We start from the raw sequence: 18,547 nt of genomic DNA on the forward strand, positions 1-18,547 counted from the left end.
ATCTTATCAATGGCTTGCACATGAGCGCGCCGCGTTAAACAAAGGTACGCTGGTACGACAGTCGTGCATGCCGAACGATGACGACGCAGCGTATCCGACCGACCGCCGGGCGTTTCTCGAGTCAGTCGGCCTGTCGGCGGGCGTCGCCGCGCTCGCGAGTACCGCCCTCCCGACGGCCGGAGCCGACGAAACCGACGCGAACGACGATCCACTCCCTATGAGCTACGACCTCCCAGACCTCCCCTACGAGTACGACGCGCTCGAACCGCACATCGACCGAGAGATCATGGAACTCCACCACTCGGGGCACCACCAGGCCTACGTCGACGGCGCGAACGACGCGCTCGAGGAACTCGAGGAGATGCGCGACGCCGACGACTTCGAGGGGATCAAAGCCGTTAAACGCGATCTGGCCTTCAACCTCTCGGGACACGTCAACCACGCGATCTTCTGGGAGAACATGGCACCCGACGGCGGCGGGGAACCGACGGGCACCCTCGCGGAGGCGATCGAGCGATCGTTCGGGTCGTTCGAGGCGTTTCGAGCGGAGTTCACTCAAACCGCGGCGGACGTCGAATCCGTCGGCTGGGCGATGTTGTTCTACGAACCCCTCGCTGACGAGTTGATAATCGGGCAACTCGAGAGCCAACACCTCCTCGCCCATCAGGATTCGACGCCGTTGTTGACCCTCGACGTCTGGGAGCACGCCTACTACCTCCAGTATCAGAACGAACGCGATACGTACATCGACGAGTGGTGGAACGTCGTCGACTGGGACGACGTCGCCGAGCGCTACGAGGCGGCCTGTGCTCAACGCGGCCCATCCGACGAGGACGATCGAGGCCAACAGGCCGAGCAGAGTCCGTACTCGAGTCTGCCCAACTCGGTATAACGTCCCAGATACGTCAGATCGACTGCTTCCTTTCGCCTCCGCTATCAGTTCGCAGCGTGTTTGCGTTTTCTCTCGAGCCAGGATCTGATGAACTCGGTATTACACTGTCCTTCACTCGAGAAGACGCTCGGTAACGGTGAATCCCAACGGTATAAGAAAATCTATTCACTCGGGACCGTCTCTACTACACCATGACGACGCGCGAATCCGCCGGCGTTCTCGATCCGTTTCGACAGTTCTTCTCGATGAAACGGGACGTCCTCGTGCTTTCGCTCGCGATGTTCGCGTTCAGCCTCGGTTTTCAGATGACGAACCGGTTTCTCCCGGATTATCTCGTCTACCTCGGCGCTGGCGGATTCGTCGTCGGTCTGTTCGCGACGCTCGGGAACGTCATCGGCGCGGTCTACCCCTACTACGGCGGCGTCGTCTCCGATCGCGTCGGCTCGAGGTACGCCCTGACCGTCTTCGGCTTTCTCTCGACGTTCGGGTTCGTCATCTGGCTGGCAGCCGATTACATCCCGGCGATCGATCTCGGTGTGATCGTCCTCGAGCCGTGGGCCTGGGTGTTCGTTGGCCTGTTGCTCGCACAGTGTTGGAAGTCCTTCGGGATCGGTGGCCACTACGCGATCGTCAAGCAGGCGACCGAACCCAATCGGTTGGCTCTCGGATTCGCGAGCACGGAGACGTTTCGGCGGACAGCGTTCCTGATCGCCCCGCTGATCGTCGCCGTGCTGGTGGTCGACGAACTCATGCCGGGATTCCTCTGGGTACTCGTCATCGCCATCGTGTTCGCTATCCTCGGAACGATCGCCCAACACTTCCTCTACGAAGCCGAGGCGGACACCGTCGGGTCGGAGTTCGAGGGATTCGGTCAGATCGTCGACGATCTGCGGGCGCTCCCCGACGCCCTCCGTCCGCTGCTGGTCGCTGACGCGCTCGTTCGCTTCGCGAACGGAATGGTGTACGCCTTCTTCATCCTGGTGATCACGCAGGTGATGGAGATCGGATTGACGCTCTCGCTTCCCGTGTTCGGAACCGTCGACCTCTCGCCCGCCGCGTTCTTCGGCATCCTCCTAAGCGTCGAGATGTTCGTCGCACTGCTCACGATGGCTCCGGCCGCCAAAATCGCCGAGTACACCGGTCTCAAGCCCGTCGTCGGCCTCGGCTTCTTCGTCTACGCCGTCTTCCCGATCGTGCTCATCTTCGCGCCGGAGAACGCCTGGGTCCTGATCGCCCTCTTCGCCTTCTCCGGACTCCGATTCGCCGGGCTGCCCGCCCACAAGGCGCTCATCGTCGGGCCGGCCGAACGGGGCGCGGGCGGCCGCGTCACCGGGTCGTACTACTTCGTCCGCGGCGCGATCGTCATCCCGAGTGGCGCACTCGGTGGCTTCCTCTGGGAGTTCGTCACCCCGGAAACGTCGTTCGTGCTCGCGTCGATCATCGGCATGATCGGCGTCGCCTACTTCGTGATCTTCGGTCAGGAGTTCGAAGCTTACCAGTAACCCGTCGCTCTCCGTTTTCGACTCGCTGTTCGCTCCGCAGTCAATGTACCTCGAGCCTCTCCAATCCGCCCACGAATATGCGGTCAGAAACTCCCTCGACAGGTCGGAAAATCTAGTTGCGCTTCGTCGGTTCAGTGGCTGTGGTCGTGATCGTGATCGTGATCATGATCGTGTCCAGAACTACTCGAGCCACTCGGCTCACCGCCGTCACTCGCCTTTCCGAGGTCGCCGCCGGCGACGAGCGCGTCGTGGTCGCCGTCCATCATATCCATGTTCTTCAAGGTGTCTCGCTCTTCGAACTCCTCGACGGCGTCGAGGAGGTCCTCCTGCGTGAGGGTGGTTCGATCCTCGGTCAGGGCCTCGAGGACGGCCTCTCGAAGCACCATTCGGAGGTCGCTGCCGGTGAGGCCTTCGGTGGCTTCAGCGATGAGGTAGGGATCGAACTCGCTGATGTCCATCGTCCGGGTGATGAGCGAGAGGATGTCCGCTCGCATCCCGTGGTCGGGTTTCGGGAAGTTGATGATCTCGTCGAAGCGCCGCCAGGCGGCGTCGTCGAGTTGGTCGGGGTGGTTGGTCGCGCCGATCAAGAGCACGTCGTCTTCGATCAGGGAAATGTTGTCGATGCTCTTGAGCAGTGTGTTGACCGCGCGTTTGAGCGCGGCGTGTTCGTCGCTGCTTCGAGTCTTGGCGACGAAGTCGAACTCGTCGATGAAGAGAATACACGGCGAAAGGCGTTTGGCGACCTCGAAGGTCTTGTCGACGTTCTTGGCCGTCTCACCCAAATACTGGCTCGTGATCATCGAGAGTTTGACCTCGACGAACGGCAAATCCATGTCCTGGGCCAGCGCCTGTGCTGTCGACGTCTTCCCCGTCCCCGGCGGGCCGACGAACAGTAGCTTCCCAATCTCTCGAAGACCGATCCGTGAGAGGTAATCGCGGTGCTCGATGGCCTTCGCGATCTTGTTGAGTTCGTTCTTCTGATCTTCGGTGAGCACGAGGTCGTCGAGGGACATATCGACTTCTTCGGGCGCGCGAACGTCGACGAGGTCGAGCATCTCCTCGTCTTCGTCCTCGTCGAAGTACTCCTCGAGTAGTCCGTCGATCCAGACGCGATCGGCCTGAATCGGTCGGTTTTCCTCACGCGCTTCCTCGTGGGTCACGTCGAATTCGTCGCCGTATTCCTCGTGAGTCGTGAAGTGCTTCGTGAGCGTGGGGTTCTCGCGCAGTCGCTCGTCGTCGACGCGCTCGGCGAACCACTGTTCGGCCATGTCTTCTTGGGCGAGGGTGATCGTCCCCGAGAACTCGTCGCGCTCGGTAAACATCAACTCCGAGACGGCATCCCAGGGCTGGTCGACCCCCGTCGCCTCTCGAGCGGTCGCGTTGGTCGCCGAGAGCGGACGACTGATGCCGGCGTGTTTTCGGCCGGCCTCGCCGTCATCGTCGCTGTCGACGCTCCCCGCCCAGAAGACGCGCCGAACCGACGGCGGGAGATCGTTCTCGTCCAGGGTCCTGTCGTCCGAATACACGCTCGTCGTGAGCAGGAACTCCACGACATCGAGCGCCGCATCACTCATTCCGTCACCGTATTCACCACACGGTCTTAACGTCGTCGTCCTCCGCAACGTGTGCGGACTCGTGACGCGTTCGACCGGGATGTGGGTCTCCCCAGCGCGGTCTGCGGCACAACGGTTTTCGTCCACCGGTGCACAGGCATGCATATGAACGTCTTAGTGGGACTCGTCGGAAGCGACGAATCGATCAAAACGCTCCGGCGGACGATCGACCGAACCAGCGAGGTCGGCGACGATCTCACCGTCGCCATCGCCGAAAAACCCGAGGCGAAACGCTCGCAAGAAGACATGGCCGAACAGGCCGAGAAACTCCTCACGGAGGCGAACGTCGACGCCGATATCGTCCAACTCGAGGGCGATCCCGGCAGTTCGATGGTCGACTACGCCGAGCAAGGCGAGTTCGACCAGCTCGTCATCGGCGGCGGGACCTTGAGCCCGATGGGGAAAATCCAACTCGGTCCGATCACGGAGTTCGTCCTGTTGAACGCCCCGACGACCGTCAAACTGGTGCGATAACGATGGCTGCCCGACAGTATCCCGACGAACCGGCCGGGCCGTTCCCCGCGCCGCCGACAACCAACGAGGACGGGGCAGATCGACAAATCGCGTTTCGCGCCCCCGACGACGTCACCGAGTGGCTCGAGGACGCCGTCGACATGTACGTCCAGTTCGACCCGACCGACCGGGCACAGGGGATCCCCCCGACCGGCGAGGATCGGATTCGAAACTGGCTCGAGACTATCGCCGAGGAGAGCGTCAACGTGATCGCTCGCCACGACGGCGACGTGATCGGCCACGCGACGCTCGTTCCCGACACGAACGATCCGTCCTCCATCGAGGACAACGCCGACATCGAGTGGGAACTCGCGATCTTCGTCCTCCAGGACTACCAGCGAGCCGGAATCGGGACGATGTTGCTCGAGCACCTGCTCGGGCACGCGAGCGAAATCGGCATCGAACGCGTCTGGCTGACCGTCGAGCGCTGGAATAATCCGGCGATCGCCCTCTACGAACGTGTCGGCTTCGAGTCGACCGGCACGGAGAGTTTCGAACAGGAGATGGCGATTCGGCTGTAGGGAGTTCGGCGCACTCAGTTGCCTCGAAGAGGCAGTGAGAACGCGGGGAGACCGAGAGAACGTGCTTTTTTCGTTCAGACCGAGAGCACGGGCTGGCTCGCGTACGCGAGAACGTACTCCGCTACTTTCTCGAGCACTTCCGCCGATTCGGTATTCGAGACCGGCTCTCTGGGAAGCACAATGAAGTCCGCGTCGATCTCGTCGGCGGTGTCGAGGACGACGTTTCCGGGGTGTTTCGTTTTGCGCGTCTGTGAGAAGCCATCGTCGACGGAGGTTACGAGGGGAACGTCCGCCTCGTCGGCGACGGTGGCGACATCGTCGAAAAAGTCCTGCGTGCCCGTTGCAACGGACGATTCGTCGACGCCTCCGCTCGCCATTCCGTGTACCACGCCGCGCCCAAGTACGAACAGCGCGTGAACCGACGCGTCGTACCTGTCGGCGACGGCGACGGCGTACTCGATCGCGGTTTCGGATTCGTCGCTGCCGTCGACCGGTGCGAGGACGGTGTCGACGGTAAACGGCTCGCTGTCGTCCATACGCGTCGATGTGTGGCCCGTCGGCAAAAACCCTCCCCCGAATACTCGAGGGAGACACCCCAAACCACGCCGGTGGTGGCTCTGCTCGAACCACGTCGGTTGTGACCCTGCTCGAACCACACCGATGGTAGCCCCGCTCACCACGCCGGGGTAGTCCCACCCGACGGACCTAGAGGCTGACCTCGCCCGCCGGTATTTATGCCTGCCCGTCTCCAAGTGTCGGCTATGTTCGAGACGGTCGTCATCGCCACTGATGGGTCCGAGAGCGTCAAACGAGCCGTCGACGTGAGTCTCGACCTCGCCGATCGCTTCGACGCCGAGGTCCACGCGCTGTCCGTCGTCGACGCCGACGAAGTCGACGCCTCGCCAGAACAGCTTCGAGACGAACTGCAAAGCGCCCTCGAGACGACGGCTGATTCCGCGCTCGCGACCGTCGAGGACCGAACCGACGGGGAGACGGCGATCACGACGGCCGTCAGAGACGGACGGCCCGCGGCCGAAATCTGCGCGTACGCTCGCGAGATCGACGCCGACCTGATCGCGACCGGAACCCGCGGACGTCACGGCGAGAACCGACTCTTGCTCGGCAGCGTTGCCGAACGCGTCGTCCGAACCGCACCCGTCCCGGTGCTCTCCGTGCGCCAACTCGAGACGATTCAGAACGACGGCGAGTCCACGATCGAGGCCTGAACGCGTCCTAGGGCGGCGACTCCTTTCTGGATCCCTCGAGAGACGGCCCGTTGTTTGCCCTCGCGTGGCGACGACCCGTTGTCTGCTCTCGCGTGGCGACGACCCGTTGTCTGCTCTCGCGTGGCGACGGCCCGGCACCGTTTTACTCTCCCTCGAGTCTCCGGGCCACCACAGAGGGGAAGTCACTTCCCCGGGCGGCGCGCACACGCTGATATGTACGAAGAACTTATCGAGAGCGGTGATCTCTCACTCGCTCGGAAATCGGTTCTCCCGGGCACCGGCTTCTTCCTCCCCGACGAACTCGAGGAGGATCTCGAAGACGAACAGACGGCGGCCGCACTCGAGGGTGCCGACGTAGCCGTCGTCGCCGACCCCGACGCCGACGGCCTGGCCTGCGTCGCACTGATTCGCGAGGCCTACGACGACGTGCAGGTCGTTCCGGAACCGGACGACGATACCGACGATGACGAGGCGGAGGCCGCCGTTTCCACCGAATCCGCAGCGGACGCGGTCGACGACGTCGACGAACCCGCGCTCGCTGCCGGCGGGGACGAGCCCGCACTCGAGGAGCCCGAACCGACGCCCCACAGCGTCGCGTTGATCCCGGCCAGCCCACACAACGTGGAGGACGCCCTCGCTCGCGTCGCCGAGTTCGGCGACGACGGCATCGATCTCTTCGTCTGCGACCTCGCCCCCGACCGCTACGAGTACGTCGAGGACGAACTCGACGCGGCGCTCGAGACTGCATCCAGCGTCCGCTGGTACGACCACCACCAGTGGGGTGACGACGTCGCCGAATCGGTCCGCGAGGCCGGCGTCGAACTCGAGGTCGGCGACTCCGACGAGGAGTGTAGCGCCGACGTCGTCTATCGCTCGCTCGAGTACGAGTTCTCCCCGATGTACGAGGAACTCGCGGCCGTGACGCGAGATCACGACCTCTGGTTGCGCGAGGATCCTCGAAGCGACGATCTCGCGGACTACGCCTACTGGAGCGACCCCGCGGAGTACGTCGAGGTCGTCCGCGAATACGGCGTCGACCTCCCCGAGTGGGCACAAGCGTTCCTCGAGGAGCGTCGCATCGAGAAGAATCAGCTCATCGAGCAGGCGACCGGTCGCGCCGAGTTCCGCGAAATCGGCGGCTACACGGTCGGCATCACCTACGGCCGCTGTTCGCAAAACGAGGTCGCCGAAGCGATGCGCGAGCAGGGCGCCGACGCCTCGGTCATCGTCAAACCCGCCGGATCGGCCTCGATTCGGGGCACCGACGAGTTCCAGTTGTGTCACGAGGTCGCTGGCAAGGTAAACGGCGGCGGCCACCCCAAAGCCGCGGGCTGTAAGCCCGATATCTACGACGACATGCTCGACTACGCGAACCACTGGGTCACCCGCGGGGCCGTGACGAAGCGCGTCATCCTCGAGGCCTTCGAGGCCGTCGTCGACGAGCACGAGGGCGACGACGCGGCAGCCGCTGGCGGTGCAGACGATAACACAGACGCTACCGACGACGACGCCGAAAGCGACGAATAACGCCCGAATCACGACGCCGAAACGCGTTCGACCGCTCTCCTATTCTTCGTCCGCGGCGTCCTCCCGTCGAACGATGTTCACGGACGTGATCGACATGACTTCCGTCTCGTCGACGGTGACGCTTCGGCGGAACTCGACGTAGCCGCGATCCTCGCGGCTCTCGGATGGCGTTTTCTCGAGCACTTCGACGCGGAGGGTGAGCGTGTCGTCCGGACGAACCGGTTCGTGCCACTCGAGGTTGTCCATGCCGAGGCCGCCCATGTTCGCGACGTCCGCTTCACCTTGCACGATTTCCGTGACGAACAGCCGAACCGACAGGCAGAGCGTGTGGAGGCCACTCGCCACCAACTCGCCGAACATCGAATCCTTCGCCGCTTCCTCGTCGACGTGGAACGGTTGTGGATCGAACTGTTCGGCGAAGTCGACGATTTCGTCTTTTTGAATCGTGTAGCCGCTGGTTTCGAAGACGTCCCCGACCGCCAGGTCCTCGTAGTAGTGAGTCACGAGGAACGGGTTTTCGGAAGAACGGATTAAATCGACCGGTTCGAAACCGGTGGCGTCGACGCCGCGCGATTACTCCTGTGAGAGAACGTAGCGCATCACGAGTTGTAGGACGTGGACGAACACACCGGCGACGGCGATGTAGACGCCGATTGTCTGCAACGCAACTGACGCGTTGCGGTGGTCGCGCACCTGCCAGATTTCGTAGCCGAGCCTGAATAGGAAGCCGAGGAAGATCAACACGAAGCCGATTGGCAAGACGGCGGGGACGAACGTTCCGATCAAAATCGCGACCACGCCGCCGATGAATCCGACCATCGAGTACGTCCCCCAGTTTTCGAACGTCTTGGAACGAGCGTAGACGTACCCCGAGATAACGGCCGTCATCAGCGCCGTGACGACCGCCGTGATCCCGAGAATCGTCAAGTGGGTCTCCGGCGGCGCGAACCGAAGCACGCCCGCGCCGAAGATGCCGAAGACGAGTTGCAAGACCACCATGCCGACGAACGCGATTCCCATATCGCCGCCTTTTACCCCGCGCTCGGCGATCAGTTCGCCGCCCATGATCGCCACCCCGTAGACGATCACGCCCAGAATCGGGGCCGCGAACAGGTAGTCGTTGACCTGCGCCAGCGGCGTCTCGGTGATGACGTACATCAATACGATGTTGATCGCCATCAGAATGCTCGCACCACCGATCACCTGCACCTCGCGACTCGAGAGGCCGAATCCTCGCCCGGTATCGTGTGGCGTTTCGAACGAACTCATGACTCGAGGGTACGAGAGACGCTCGCAAAAGGGTGGTCCTTACGGTCGGATCGAAATGTCAGTCGCTGTCACGCTTACGCGGACTGTCCGTCACGCGGACTGGACGGTCCACCGATCGGAGTACGCCGTCCCGCAAGTACACTTCGCGTAGGCGTGGACGACGTCGCCGTCGGCGTAGATCCCGCCCACATCCTCGTTTTGGGCCTCCGCGAAGGCGAAGACGAACTGCACCGCGTGGTCCTCGTCGGCGGGTGCTTCCGGACAGTTCCCGCTGGCGAGGTCGTCGTCGATGATCCCCTCGAGATCCATCGCCGACTGGGCGAACTCCATCGCACCCGTGCCGGTGGCCGCCTGAAACGCGTTCCGTCCGCGTTCGCCGTCGACGATAATCAGGACGCCGTCGTCGACCGATTCGCCGAAGTCCTCGAGTCGCTCGTCAGAGACGTAGGAGTCGGCCAGAAACAGGACGACATCCTCGAGTCGCTCGCCGGCCAGAAACTCCTCGCGTGCGCTGGTCATAGGGCACAATCGTCGCTCGAGGTGGAAAAAGGGCCCGTCATCGTCCGCACCGTGCCCGTCGCTGACGAGCAGGGCTGTCGCTATCGAGTAGAGCCGTGACTCTCCATTCGGGACGCGACGCCACCGCCTCGAGTCAGCATTACTGCTCCTCGAGATTCGACGCGATGTCGCTGAGGCTGTCACTCGGGGGCTCGTAGGCGTCGTAGTAGGTCGTCTCGCCCGGCGAGCGAAGTCCGTAGAGGAACTCGGGTTCGATCACGTCGACGAGGACGGAGCCGCCCATCGAGACGTTCGCGTCCTCAATCCACTCGAGCAACCGATCCGCCTCACCGCTCGGGTCTCGAGCGGCGTCCGGTGTCTCGTAGACGCCCGGAATCGAGAGGTCGTCGCCGGTCAACGCTCGCTCGACCCGTCCGAAGCGCTCGTCGCCGTCGAGGACGATACGGACGACCTCGTCGGTGGGAAACGCGTCGCGTTCGTCGGCCGGTACCTCGAGACGAACTCCGGTAGCCGTCTCCGTACACGTCGACCGGACCGTCTGCACTGACGGATGGTCGCTCGAAATTCGATCAGCCATAGCGAAATAGAATCGGGTTCGGTGGCGTTATTCGTCGCCGTCTTCGCCGCCCTCGCCGAGCAGGTCGTCGATTCCGGAACTGCCGGCCTCGACGACCGAGGCGTTGATCTGTGCGACGGCGTCGGAGACTTCGCTGCCCCGGACGGTGATTCGGCGGCGCTCGCCGTCACGCGACGGTTTGTAGCCCGTCTGGCGCTCTTCCATCAGGACTTCCTGCAGGCTCGAGCCGGAGACGTCCGGGCTGAGCGGGCGACCCGCGTCGTCGGAGCCACCGGTGATCTCGAGCGTGTAGCCCTCGAGTCCGACGGCGTCGCCGTCGACTTCCTCGCCGATCGACTTGCCGATGAACCGGTTTGCGTCCTGTTCTTCCGCCTCGAGCTGGTAGGACGACCCGGACTCTGGGTCGCCAACGACGACAGTGAAACTTGCCATACACGACGGATGACGGCCGTCGCTCAAAAGATCATCGATCGACCTTTTACGCTACGGTCTGCCGCGCTGGCGGCAGCGGGGCTGCCCCACAGCGCGGCGTCCCTCGGTAAAACGTCGATGAAAAGCACTCCTCCCTCCGTTCTCTCACTCCCTCTGGTCGCTCGTTTACATCGGTCGTCGGCCCGCTCGTTCGCCCTGCGGGCTCACTCGCGGCGAGTGTTCGTGTAGCAGCCTGCCCTTCCCCGGGTCAGACGACTCTCGCGTTGCTCGAGCCGTCCTCTCGGCCACTTGAGTGTGAAACACGCTCCGCGTTCCGTTCACCCGTCGCTCGAACAGTCAAGTACGTCGCCCACCTACAGTCGGCCGTGTTCATCGATCCAGCGCGACTCGAGCGTCGCTTGCGAGAGGAGTTCGGCGACGGTGAGGGAGCGTCTCGCGTCGTCGTCCGGCAGGCCGTCGATCTCGCCGATTCCGGTCAGTATCAGGCCGACGCGGGGACGACGCTGACGAACGACGTGGTGCTCGAGGAGCTCGCGGACGCGCCCGACGGCGGCCCGACGGAACGCTGGAACTGGTGGATCGGATCGCTCGAGGCCGCCTACGGCGGCTACGGTCGATTCGGGATTCAGCAGTATCGCTCGACCGAGTGAGGTCGCCCGCGTGCGAGCGCTCGTCAGTGGCCGTCAGAACCGAAACGCCTTTTTCCGACCCTGACTGACTGGTTAGTCAGTGACGGACGCCGATACGCGACACACGATCATGGCCGCGACGTACGAAGCCCTCTGTGAGGTGGGCTACAGTGACCTCACCGCGCAAGCGATCGCCGATCGAACCGATCGCAGTAAGTCGGCGCTGTTCTACCACTACGATTCGCGCGAGGAACTCGTCGCGGCGTTCATCGAGTACCTGATCGACGGCTTCGATGGACGACTCGAGCAGATCGACGATCGACCGCCGCTCGAGCAACTCACGGCGTTCGTCGACTGGTTTCTGTCCGGTCCGGACGACGATCAAGTCGCGTTCCACACGGCGTTTCTCGAACTCAGAGCACAGGCACCGTACAACGAACTCTACCGCGAGAAACTCCGAGAGAGCGACGACCGACTCCGCGAGGCGATCGAAACGATCCTGCGAAATGGTATCGAATCGGGGGACTTCCAGGAACACGATCCCGAAACCGTCGCTGCGCTCTTACTCGCGACGTTCGACGGCGCGCGGATCCGCCAGTTCACCCTCGGTCGCGACGAGTACCTCGAGACGGTTCGCGAGGAGACGGCCGCGCGCATCCTCGCCGACGTCCTCGCACCCGGCGTCGAACTGCCAGCCGAATCGCAAGTCGAATTTCCACGGGACGAACGGTTTCATGATGGTGATGCCGGTGATCGTCCCGAATGAGCACGCCGTCGGACCGATCGGTCAACGTGACCGACGGGGAGCTGTTCAAGCCGCTTATGGTGCTCTCCGCACCGATCGTCGCCTCGCAGGTCCTCAACGTCGGCTACAACCTCGCGGACACGTACTGGGTCGGTCGGTTAGGAAGCGACGCCATCGCGGCGCTCTCGTACTCGTGGGCGGTCGTCTTCTTGATGATCAGCGTCGGCGGCGGACTCACCGTCGCCGGGACGGTCCTCATCGCCCAGAACAAGGGGGCCGGAAATATCGCCACGGCGAGTCACCTCGCCGGCCAGACGCTCTCGTTCGTGACGGTCGTCGCGCTCGCCTTCGCCGCCGTCGGCTACCTCCTCACGCCGTGGCTCATGCGAATGGTCGGCGCCGAACCCGGCGCTGCCGACTACTCCTACGCGGTCAGTTACACCCGGATCATGTTCGTCGGCATCGTGTTCATGTTCTGGTTCTTCATCTTCGACGCCCTCTCTCGAGGCTGGGGCGACACCCGAACGCCGCTGTACCTGATGGCGATCAGCGTCGCGCTCAACGTGATCATCGACCCCTTCCTGATCCTCGGCTTCGACGGGAACCCGCTGTTCGGCTGGGTCGGTGCCGGCGGCCTCGAGTCGACGCTGTACGCCGCGACCGGCTTCGACGGCTGGGGCGTCGACGGCGCTGCCATCGCGACGATCTTCTCTCGAGGAATCGCCGCGGCTATCGGCCTCGCGCTGTTGTTCTCAGGGCGCGTCGGCCTCGAGCCCTCGCTGTCCGATCTGTGGCTCGATCGCGAGACGGTTCGAGAGATCGTCGACATCGGCGCGCCCATCGCGACCGAACAGGGCTTTCGTGCCTTCGGCATCACGGTCCTGACGGCGATCATCGCGCTCGCGGGGACGGAAGCTGTCGCGGCCTACGGGATCGTCACGCGGCTCTCCTCGCTGCTCTACATGCCCGCGCTGGGGCTCGCCCGCGGGACGGAGACGGTCGTCGGCCAGAATCTGGGGGCCAATCAGGTCCAGCGGGCCAAACGGGCCGTCAAGCTCAGCTCCATCGTGGTCGTCTCGGTCTTTACAGTCGTCGTCGCCGTCGCATACACCTTCGCCGAGCCGATCGCCGCGGTCTTCATCGAGGCGGGAACGGCGGACGCCGATCAGGTAATCGAGTACGCCGCGGCGTACATCCTCATCGCCGGGCCGTCGTACCTCTTTCTCGGCGTCTTCCAGATCCTGTTAGGCGGGATTCGCGGCAGCGGTTCCACGCGAGCGGCGATGGTGTTATCGGTCCAGGAGCTGTGGCTCTGGCGCATCCCGATCGCTACCGTCGCCGTCGTCACCCTCGGCATGGGCGTCGTCGGCGTCTGGTACGCCGTCGCCATCTCCTACGTGGTGTCGACGATCACCACCGTCGCGTGGTTCCGCAGAGGCACGTGGACCGACGACGTCGTGACCGACGAGTCGCCCACCCCAACACCAGGTGATTGACGTGAGTGAACATTCAACCGATCAGCACCGACGAATTGCCCACCTGAACACCCACAGCCGCTGGTCCGAACTCGCACCGTCGGTCCAGCCACTCGTCACCGAATCGATTCCTGCGCGTGTGGAATCGTTCCCGGCAGCACTCTGTACGATCGCCGGCGAGATCGGTTCCGACGCCGCCGACGAGTACGTCCGCCCCACCAACGACGACCTCGAGGACGTCCTCGAACCGGTCGTCACCGCTGTCACCTTACTCGAGGGCTACGTAACGCTCCGTCTCGCGGTCCTACACGGCGACGGTAAGACGACCGCCGACACACCGAACGCGAGCGACCGAGACGCGATGCTCCTCGCCAGCGACTATCTGCACGCCGGCTCCTACGCCGCAGTCGCCGAGACGCCGGTCTCCGATCAGCGTCGACTCGAACTCTATCGAGTCTCGATCGGTGGCTCGAGTGAGCTCTCACATCGGTTTTTGGGTGCCAGCGACGCAACGAGCGCCCCGGACGAAGACGGTGACACTGTCGACGCTCTCGAGGCGAGAGCGTCGCTCGCTGAGACCGCGGGGGTCATCGGCGCGACGGCCGTCGGTACGCCGACCGAAACACGGACGGCACTGCGTCGCTATAGTCACGCGATGATGAGCGCACTCGTCCGGCACTCCGAGGCGACGGCGGTCGACGCCGATCCCAAAACTCGCGCCGCTCGTGTCCTCTTTGGAACGACCCAGCGAGGAAACGTCTACGACGGGGCGGAGACGACCGTCTCCCCGGCCGTCGAAGACGCACTCGAGGCTGCGCGTGAGTCCCTCGGATCGCTCGTCGACAGCGGCGGAATCGACGCTACATCTCCGGCGTTCACCCGCCTCGAGCGCGCGACGCACCTTCCGTTTCACCGCGACTGAGCGGAGGCCCCTTCCCATGAGTGAACTCTCGAGACCGTTCTGGCCGGCGTATCCGCTCTCGGCGTTCGTCGCAGGCCTCGGCCACTGGTATCTCGGCCAGTGGAAACGAGGGGTGATCTGGTTCGGTATCTACGTTCTCGCACTCGCGTTTCTCTCCGCGCGAACGCTCTCGGGTGCGTTCGACCTGAGCGAACCGTTCGTCGTCAGTGCCCTTCAGTTCGAAGCCGTCTCCTTCGCTGATGTCGCCGTTCCGCTCGCCGTGTTGGTCTGTTGCCTGCTCGATATCTACCTCATCGGACTCGCGAAACGGACGGCCGTCGAGCCGGATGGATCGGCCTCGAACGGATCCTGAGCGGACGTGTTGGGTCGTGCGAACACCGTGTGACTCCCCTCGACCCGCGTCACTCGCGGTGTACGTTTTTGTAGTTGTACAACGTACGACACGTATGACCCGTCTCGGAGTGCTGGCGCTCAAGGGGGCCGGGGTCCTCTTGCTCGCGTTCATCGTCCTCAGTGTCATCGCGACGGTCGTGGGCCTCGTCCTCTCGCTCGTCGCGACGGTCGTCTCGGTGCTCGTCACGCTCGCAATCCTCGCCGGCCTCGTCGTCGGAGCCGCCGCGCTCTACTCGCACCTCTGGGGTGACGACGAATCGGAGTTCGACTCCTCGCCCGTCTCTCACTCGAGGCCAGCCACCGAAACGACCGATCCCTCGGATCGCGTTCGTTCGCAGTACGTCGACGGCGATCTCGACGAGGCAGAACTCGAGCGAGAGCTCGATCGCTTGCTCGAGGAGGAGACGTAGAGTAACAACTGAAACGGATTACACACTGATCGCCAGACGGTTCGGCGATCAGGTGCACACTGACTTGCAGTGGCTCCGATAATCGACGGTCTCAAACGCCCCGGAGCGCTAGCTGTCGGCGATGGATATCCGGTTTCTGGGCGGCGTCGGAGAGGTCGGGCGCAGCGCGATTCTCGTCAACGATCGACTGTTGCTCGACTACGGGATGAAGACGGAGAACCCGCCGCAGTTTCCACTCGACGTCGATCCCGAGGGCGTCGTCGTGAGCCACGGCCACCTCGACCACGTCGGCGCGATTCCCTCGATTCTCAGCGGCGACGCTCGGCCGCCGATCCACTGGACTCCGCCGACCCGCGAGTTCGCCCTGACGCTCGCTCGAGACACGCTCAAACTCCACGGCGGCACCCTCCAGTGTCCGTTCACCGAGACGGACGTCCAGCGGGTCACGCAGGTATCGCGAACGCACGGCTACCGCGAACCGTTCGCAGTCGCCGGCCACGAGGTCACGTTCTACAACGCGGGGCACATTCCCGGCAGCGCGCACGTGCTCGTCGACGACGGCGACACCCGCCTCCTCTACACGGGCGACTTCCACACCGACGCCCAGCAACTGGTCTCGCCCACGACCGAACGGCCGCCTGCCGACGTCGTCATCTGCGAAAGTACTTATTCAGACGTCGACCACGACCCTCGAGACGCCGTCGAAGACCGGTTCGTCGAGAGCGTCGAGACCACGCTCTGGGAGGGTGGCACGGTCGTCGTCCCCGCCTTCGCGATCGGTCGCACGCAAGAACTGATGCTCGTCTGTGCAGCCCACGACATCCCCTGTTACGTCGACGGCATGGGCACGGACGTAACCGAGATGCTCAGACGCTACCCCGACTACGTCCGGGATTCGGACGATTTCCGACGGGCCGTCTCCCACGCCCGATTCGTGACCGGCCGAGACGGACAGCGAAAACGAATCGTCGACCAGCGGGCCGCAATCATCACCACCAGCGGGATGCTTTCGGGAGGCCCCGCGATGACCTACATCCCCGAAATCCGGGCGAATCCGACGAACAAAATCACCATGACGGGCTACCAGGTCGAAGGGAGCCCCGGTCGCGACCTCCTCGAGACCGGCAGCGCCGAACTCGACGGCCGAATCATGCCCGTCAGCGCGCAGGTCGAACAGTACGACTTCTCGGCCCACGCGGATCGAGCGGGCCTGCTCGAGTTCCTCACGTCCTACCCCGACAGCGAGGTCCTCGTCAACCACGGCGACCGATGCGACGCGTTCGCGGCGGAATTACGCGAGGACGGCTTCGACTCGAGTGCGCCCGAACTGGGCGAAACCGTGACGGTGTGACCTCTCGCCAGCAAACCGAGCATTATTGGATCGGCCAGAGATAGCCGTCGACGTTGCCGAACCGAGCGAGCACGAGCAGCGCTCCAATAGCGAGCAGGATACCGATCGTGAAGCCCGCGATCTTGAGGCCCACGAAGACCAGCGCGTACTTGCGATCCAGCGCGTCGCTCACAGGCCGCTGAACGCCCACGCCGAGTCCGGCGACGATTACACTCACAAATAGACTCCCGAATAGTAGGGGCAGGTGGATGAAGACCGGGTTGCCGCCGAAGCTGTAGCTGAACCGGTACTCATCGCCCTCGTAGGAGACGTACGCACCGAGGGCGTAGTCGTCGAGCCACTGATCGGAAAACGGTAACTCGCTGTCAGCCGACTGGTGGGCGTGCAACGAGTCGTACATCGTAATACCGTCCTGTCGATCGATGGCGGTTTCGACAGCCGTCTGTTCGCGAGGCGTCAGCTCGTCGTATTCGAACACTGTTTCGTCCTCGGGCGGTGAATCGACCGACTGCGCGTCGGCGTAGTACCCCTCTAACGCCCATATCGGAAACGAAAGTGCCGAAATGATCACGACGCCGGCGAGCACGTACAAGACGAGCGCTCGGCGATCCATCCGTATCGAACTCAACTCATAAGACGAGTGATATATGTCTTGGGGCCACTTCGGTGAGCGATCGGTTCCGTTCGGCCACACCTCGAGTCTCGACAGCGAGACCGACATATCGAAATAGCTCGCGTCGACACCTCTCGAGCAGAGACGTTCATGACCGACGGGATGGAGAACCGACGACGCGCCTACGGCCTCGTCGCCTTCGGGGCGGTGAGCTACACCTGCTTGATGTTCATCTGGTTCTCGCTGCCGGCGTACTTGCCCGTCATCATCGACGAGGTCGGGCTCTCGAGCACGCAGGCCGGCGTCCTGACGGGGGCGATCCCGCTCATGTACATCCCGATCGCGCTGTTCTCGGGGATCGCCGTCGACCGAATCGGCCCCGGTCGGAGCCTCGCAGCCGGGATTTTGATCTACGGGATCGGCCAGATCACCCGTAGCGTCGCGCCAGACTTTCCGTCGCTGCTCGCGACGACGCTCCTGATCGGCGTCGGCGCGACCGCGATCACCTTCGGCCTGCCGAAACTGGTGGGCGTCCTGTTCCCGCCCGACGAGACCGGTCGCCCGTCCGCGATCTACCTCGTCGGTGCCTCCGCGGGCTCGGCGCTCGTCTTCGCCGTCGGCCGGCCGATTCTGGGGCCGTGGCTCGGCGGCTGGCGACCACTGTTCTTCTGGAGCGGCGTCGTCGCCGTCGGCTACGGCCTCGCGTGGCTGTTCGTCAGCCACAGGGCTCGAGTCGACGCGCAGATGGAGACCAACGATTCGTTCTCCCTCGAGTCGGTCGTCGCGGACCTGCGGCTGGTGCTCTCCCACCGGGAACTCCAGCTCGTGGTCGTCATCGGCACGATGTACCTCCTGCTCAATCACGGCCTGCAGGGGTGGCTCCCGACGCTGCTCGAGTCCCGCGGGCTCTCGCCGGGACTGGCCGGACAGGCGACGAGTTTGCTGATCGCCGCGTACGTCGTCGGCGTCCTCGCGGTGCCCGAACTCGCCGACCGATTCGAGCTTCGCCGGCCGGCGCTGATGGCCTGTGGTTCCGTCGCGTTCGTCGGCATGCTGGGCGTGATCGCCGGCGACACCGGCGCGCTGGTCGTCCTCGGGATCGTCGTCACCGGCCTCGGCGTCGGCGGCGTCTCCCCGCTCGTCCGGGCGATCCCGCCGGATCTCGAGGGGATCGGCGCGCGACTTACGGGGACCGCGGTGGGATTCATCTTCGCCGTCGGCGAGATCGGCGGCTTCTTCGGCCCGATGCTCATCGGCGTGCTCCACGACGCGACCGGCTCGTTCGTCCCCGGATTGATGCTGCTCGCGGCGGGGACGCTGGTGGTGGTGCTCGCCGGCGCTGGATTGCAGTATCTAGACGACTGATACGTTTATTGTCGTGATTTACCGTACGACGCAGAGCGGTCACGTTGCACGAA

22 protein-coding genes are annotated in these 18,547 nt (G+C 63.9%); 14 read left to right on the forward strand and 8 right to left on the reverse strand.

Features of this window, described 5'->3' with window-relative positions:
* Nucleotides 1-67: 67 nt before the first annotated feature.
* Both BB347_RS16080 and BB347_RS16085 read left to right on the forward strand, forming a co-directional pair.
* Entirely contained in the window at nucleotides 68-892 is an 825-nt protein-coding gene (locus BB347_RS16080) for a superoxide dismutase (protein WP_076579878.1), read from the forward strand.
* 191 nt (nucleotides 893-1,083) lie between these two features.
* Nucleotides 1,084-2,394, forward strand: coding sequence for an MFS transporter (locus BB347_RS16085; protein WP_076579876.1), 1,311 nt, complete (start codon nucleotides 1,084-1,086; stop codon nucleotides 2,392-2,394).
* A 131-nt stretch (nucleotides 2,395-2,525) separates the two neighbouring features.
* On the opposite strand, the gene BB347_RS16090 is transcribed toward BB347_RS16085, so the two are convergent.
* Nucleotides 2,526-3,968, reverse strand: coding sequence for an ATP-binding protein (locus BB347_RS16090; protein ID WP_139326971.1), 1,443 nt, complete (start codon nucleotides 3,966-3,968; stop codon nucleotides 2,526-2,528).
* Between the two features lie 144 nt (nucleotides 3,969-4,112).
* Here BB347_RS16090 and BB347_RS16095 point away from each other — a divergent pair, with 144 nt between their 5' ends.
* Both BB347_RS16095 and BB347_RS16100 read left to right on the forward strand, forming a co-directional pair.
* Nucleotides 4,113-4,481, forward strand: coding sequence for a universal stress protein (locus BB347_RS16095; protein WP_076579874.1), 369 nt, complete (start codon nucleotides 4,113-4,115; stop codon nucleotides 4,479-4,481).
* 2 nt (nucleotides 4,482-4,483) lie between these two features.
* Complete coding sequence (locus tag BB347_RS16100; RefSeq protein ID WP_076579872.1) at nucleotides 4,484-5,041, forward strand: GNAT family N-acetyltransferase; 558 nt, start codon at nucleotides 4,484-4,486, stop codon at nucleotides 5,039-5,041.
* 74 nt (nucleotides 5,042-5,115) lie between these two features.
* Here BB347_RS16100 and BB347_RS16105 read toward each other — a convergent pair whose 3' ends face one another.
* A complete protein-coding gene (locus BB347_RS16105; protein WP_076579870.1) occupies nucleotides 5,116-5,577 on the reverse strand; it encodes a universal stress protein in 462 nt (153 codons plus the stop codon).
* 225 nt (nucleotides 5,578-5,802) lie between these two features.
* Here BB347_RS16105 and BB347_RS16110 point away from each other — a divergent pair, with 225 nt between their 5' ends.
* Both BB347_RS16110 and BB347_RS16115 read left to right on the forward strand, forming a co-directional pair.
* Nucleotides 5,803-6,267 (forward strand): universal stress protein, encoded by a 465-nt coding sequence (locus tag BB347_RS16110; protein ID WP_076579868.1) that lies wholly within the window; start codon nucleotides 5,803-5,805, stop codon nucleotides 6,265-6,267.
* Between the two features lie 213 nt (nucleotides 6,268-6,480).
* On the forward strand, nucleotides 6,481-7,794 hold the full coding sequence (locus BB347_RS16115; protein WP_076579866.1) for a DHH family phosphoesterase: 1,314 nt from the start codon (nucleotides 6,481-6,483) through the stop codon (nucleotides 7,792-7,794).
* Between the two features lie 39 nt (nucleotides 7,795-7,833).
* On the opposite strand, the gene BB347_RS16120 is transcribed toward BB347_RS16115, so the two are convergent.
* The 5 genes from BB347_RS16120 to BB347_RS16140 form a co-directional block, all read right to left on the reverse strand.
* Entirely contained in the window at nucleotides 7,834-8,298 is a 465-nt protein-coding gene (locus BB347_RS16120; protein ID WP_076579864.1) for a MaoC family dehydratase, read from the reverse strand.
* 69 nt (nucleotides 8,299-8,367) lie between these two features.
* Nucleotides 8,368-9,063: a hypothetical protein gene (locus tag BB347_RS16125; RefSeq protein ID WP_076579862.1), complete on the reverse strand. Its 696-nt coding sequence runs from the start codon at nucleotides 9,061-9,063 to the stop codon at nucleotides 8,368-8,370.
* A gap of 90 nt (nucleotides 9,064-9,153) precedes the next feature.
* Nucleotides 9,154-9,582, reverse strand: coding sequence for a DUF5807 family protein (locus tag BB347_RS16130; RefSeq protein ID WP_076579860.1), 429 nt, complete (start codon nucleotides 9,580-9,582; stop codon nucleotides 9,154-9,156).
* Between the two features lie 139 nt (nucleotides 9,583-9,721).
* Nucleotides 9,722-10,159: a DUF7112 family protein gene (locus BB347_RS16135; protein ID WP_076579858.1), complete on the reverse strand. Its 438-nt coding sequence runs from the start codon at nucleotides 10,157-10,159 to the stop codon at nucleotides 9,722-9,724.
* 27 nt (nucleotides 10,160-10,186) lie between these two features.
* On the reverse strand, nucleotides 10,187-10,591 hold the full coding sequence (locus BB347_RS16140) for a 30S ribosomal protein S6e (protein ID WP_076579856.1): 405 nt from the start codon (nucleotides 10,589-10,591) through the stop codon (nucleotides 10,187-10,189).
* A gap of 365 nt (nucleotides 10,592-10,956) precedes the next feature.
* Between BB347_RS16140 and BB347_RS16145 the strand changes: the two genes are divergently transcribed.
* The 7 genes from BB347_RS16145 (at nucleotide 10,957) to BB347_RS16175 (ending at nucleotide 16,516) form a co-directional block, all read left to right on the forward strand.
* On the forward strand, nucleotides 10,957-11,241 hold the full coding sequence (locus BB347_RS16145; protein WP_076579854.1) for a hypothetical protein: 285 nt from the start codon (nucleotides 10,957-10,959) through the stop codon (nucleotides 11,239-11,241).
* A 79-nt stretch (nucleotides 11,242-11,320) separates the two neighbouring features.
* A complete protein-coding gene (locus BB347_RS16150; RefSeq protein ID WP_076579852.1) occupies nucleotides 11,321-11,986 on the forward strand; it encodes a TetR/AcrR family transcriptional regulator in 666 nt (221 codons plus the stop codon).
* Nucleotides 11,983-13,461: an MATE family efflux transporter gene (locus tag BB347_RS16155; protein WP_076579850.1), complete on the forward strand. Its 1,479-nt coding sequence runs from the start codon at nucleotides 11,983-11,985 to the stop codon at nucleotides 13,459-13,461. Before BB347_RS16150 ends, BB347_RS16155 begins: the two co-directional genes overlap by 4 nt.
* Nucleotide 13,462: 1 nt before the next feature.
* Nucleotides 13,463-14,362: a hypothetical protein gene (locus BB347_RS16160; RefSeq protein WP_139326970.1), complete on the forward strand. Its 900-nt coding sequence runs from the start codon at nucleotides 13,463-13,465 to the stop codon at nucleotides 14,360-14,362.
* Nucleotides 14,363-14,378: 16 nt separating this feature from the next.
* Complete coding sequence (locus BB347_RS16165; protein WP_076579846.1) at nucleotides 14,379-14,714, forward strand: hypothetical protein; 336 nt, start codon at nucleotides 14,379-14,381, stop codon at nucleotides 14,712-14,714.
* Nucleotides 14,715-14,808: 94 nt separating this feature from the next.
* Nucleotides 14,809-15,165 (forward strand): hypothetical protein, encoded by a 357-nt coding sequence (locus tag BB347_RS16170; protein WP_076579844.1) that lies wholly within the window; start codon nucleotides 14,809-14,811, stop codon nucleotides 15,163-15,165.
* Between the two features lie 121 nt (nucleotides 15,166-15,286).
* On the forward strand, nucleotides 15,287-16,516 hold the full coding sequence (locus BB347_RS16175) for an MBL fold metallo-hydrolase (RefSeq protein WP_076579842.1): 1,230 nt from the start codon (nucleotides 15,287-15,289) through the stop codon (nucleotides 16,514-16,516).
* 22 nt (nucleotides 16,517-16,538) lie between these two features.
* Here the strand turns inward: BB347_RS16175 and BB347_RS16180 are convergent, their stop codons facing one another.
* Nucleotides 16,539-17,129 carry a hypothetical protein gene (locus BB347_RS16180; RefSeq protein WP_076579840.1) on the reverse strand — a complete coding sequence of 197 codons (591 nt, stop codon included), beginning with the start codon at nucleotides 17,127-17,129 and terminating at the stop codon, nucleotides 16,539-16,541.
* Between the two features lie 150 nt (nucleotides 17,130-17,279).
* On the opposite strand from BB347_RS16180, the gene BB347_RS16185 reads away from it, so the two are divergent.
* A complete protein-coding gene (locus BB347_RS16185; RefSeq protein ID WP_076579838.1) occupies nucleotides 17,280-18,494 on the forward strand; it encodes an MFS transporter in 1,215 nt (404 codons plus the stop codon).
* Nucleotides 18,495-18,547 lie beyond the last annotated feature (53 nt).

The sequence above is a fragment of the Natronorubrum daqingense genome (assembly GCF_001971705.1).
In the GTDB taxonomy this organism is placed as follows: Archaea; Halobacteriota; Halobacteria; order Halobacteriales; family Natrialbaceae; genus Natronorubrum; species Natronorubrum daqingense.

What these genes read in the sequence shown, in the direction of transcription:
- BB347_RS16080 (WP_076579878.1), top strand. Translation starts at nt 68, where the DNA reads ATGCCGAACGATGACGACGCAGCGTATCCGACCGACCGCCGGGCGTTT.
- BB347_RS16085 (WP_076579876.1), top strand. Translation starts at nt 1,084, where the DNA reads ATGACGACGCGCGAATCCGCCGGCGTTCTCGATCCGTTTCGACAGTTC.
- BB347_RS16090 (WP_139326971.1), bottom strand. Translation starts at nt 3,968, where the DNA reads ATGAGTGATGCGGCGCTCGATGTCGTGGAGTTCCTGCTCACGACGAGC.
- BB347_RS16095 (WP_076579874.1), top strand. Translation starts at nt 4,113, where the DNA reads ATGAACGTCTTAGTGGGACTCGTCGGAAGCGACGAATCGATCAAAACG.
- BB347_RS16100 (WP_076579872.1), top strand. Translation starts at nt 4,484, where the DNA reads ATGGCTGCCCGACAGTATCCCGACGAACCGGCCGGGCCGTTCCCCGCG.
- BB347_RS16105 (WP_076579870.1), bottom strand. Translation starts at nt 5,577, where the DNA reads ATGGACGACAGCGAGCCGTTTACCGTCGACACCGTCCTCGCACCGGTC.
- BB347_RS16110 (WP_076579868.1), top strand. Translation starts at nt 5,803, where the DNA reads ATGTTCGAGACGGTCGTCATCGCCACTGATGGGTCCGAGAGCGTCAAA.
- BB347_RS16115 (WP_076579866.1), top strand. Translation starts at nt 6,481, where the DNA reads ATGTACGAAGAACTTATCGAGAGCGGTGATCTCTCACTCGCTCGGAAA.
- BB347_RS16125 (WP_076579862.1), bottom strand. Translation starts at nt 9,063, where the DNA reads ATGAGTTCGTTCGAAACGCCACACGATACCGGGCGAGGATTCGGCCTC.
- BB347_RS16130 (WP_076579860.1), bottom strand. Translation starts at nt 9,582, where the DNA reads ATGACCAGCGCACGCGAGGAGTTTCTGGCCGGCGAGCGACTCGAGGAT.
- BB347_RS16135 (WP_076579858.1), bottom strand. Translation starts at nt 10,159, where the DNA reads ATGGCTGATCGAATTTCGAGCGACCATCCGTCAGTGCAGACGGTCCGG.
- BB347_RS16140 (WP_076579856.1), bottom strand. Translation starts at nt 10,591, where the DNA reads ATGGCAAGTTTCACTGTCGTCGTTGGCGACCCAGAGTCCGGGTCGTCC.
- BB347_RS16155 (WP_076579850.1), top strand. Translation starts at nt 11,983, where the DNA reads ATGAGCACGCCGTCGGACCGATCGGTCAACGTGACCGACGGGGAGCTG.
- BB347_RS16165 (WP_076579846.1), top strand. Translation starts at nt 14,379, where the DNA reads ATGAGTGAACTCTCGAGACCGTTCTGGCCGGCGTATCCGCTCTCGGCG.
- BB347_RS16170 (WP_076579844.1), top strand. Translation starts at nt 14,809, where the DNA reads ATGACCCGTCTCGGAGTGCTGGCGCTCAAGGGGGCCGGGGTCCTCTTG.
- BB347_RS16175 (WP_076579842.1), top strand. Translation starts at nt 15,287, where the DNA reads ATGGATATCCGGTTTCTGGGCGGCGTCGGAGAGGTCGGGCGCAGCGCG.
- BB347_RS16180 (WP_076579840.1), bottom strand. Translation starts at nt 17,129, where the DNA reads ATGGATCGCCGAGCGCTCGTCTTGTACGTGCTCGCCGGCGTCGTGATC.
- BB347_RS16185 (WP_076579838.1), top strand. Translation starts at nt 17,280, where the DNA reads ATGACCGACGGGATGGAGAACCGACGACGCGCCTACGGCCTCGTCGCC.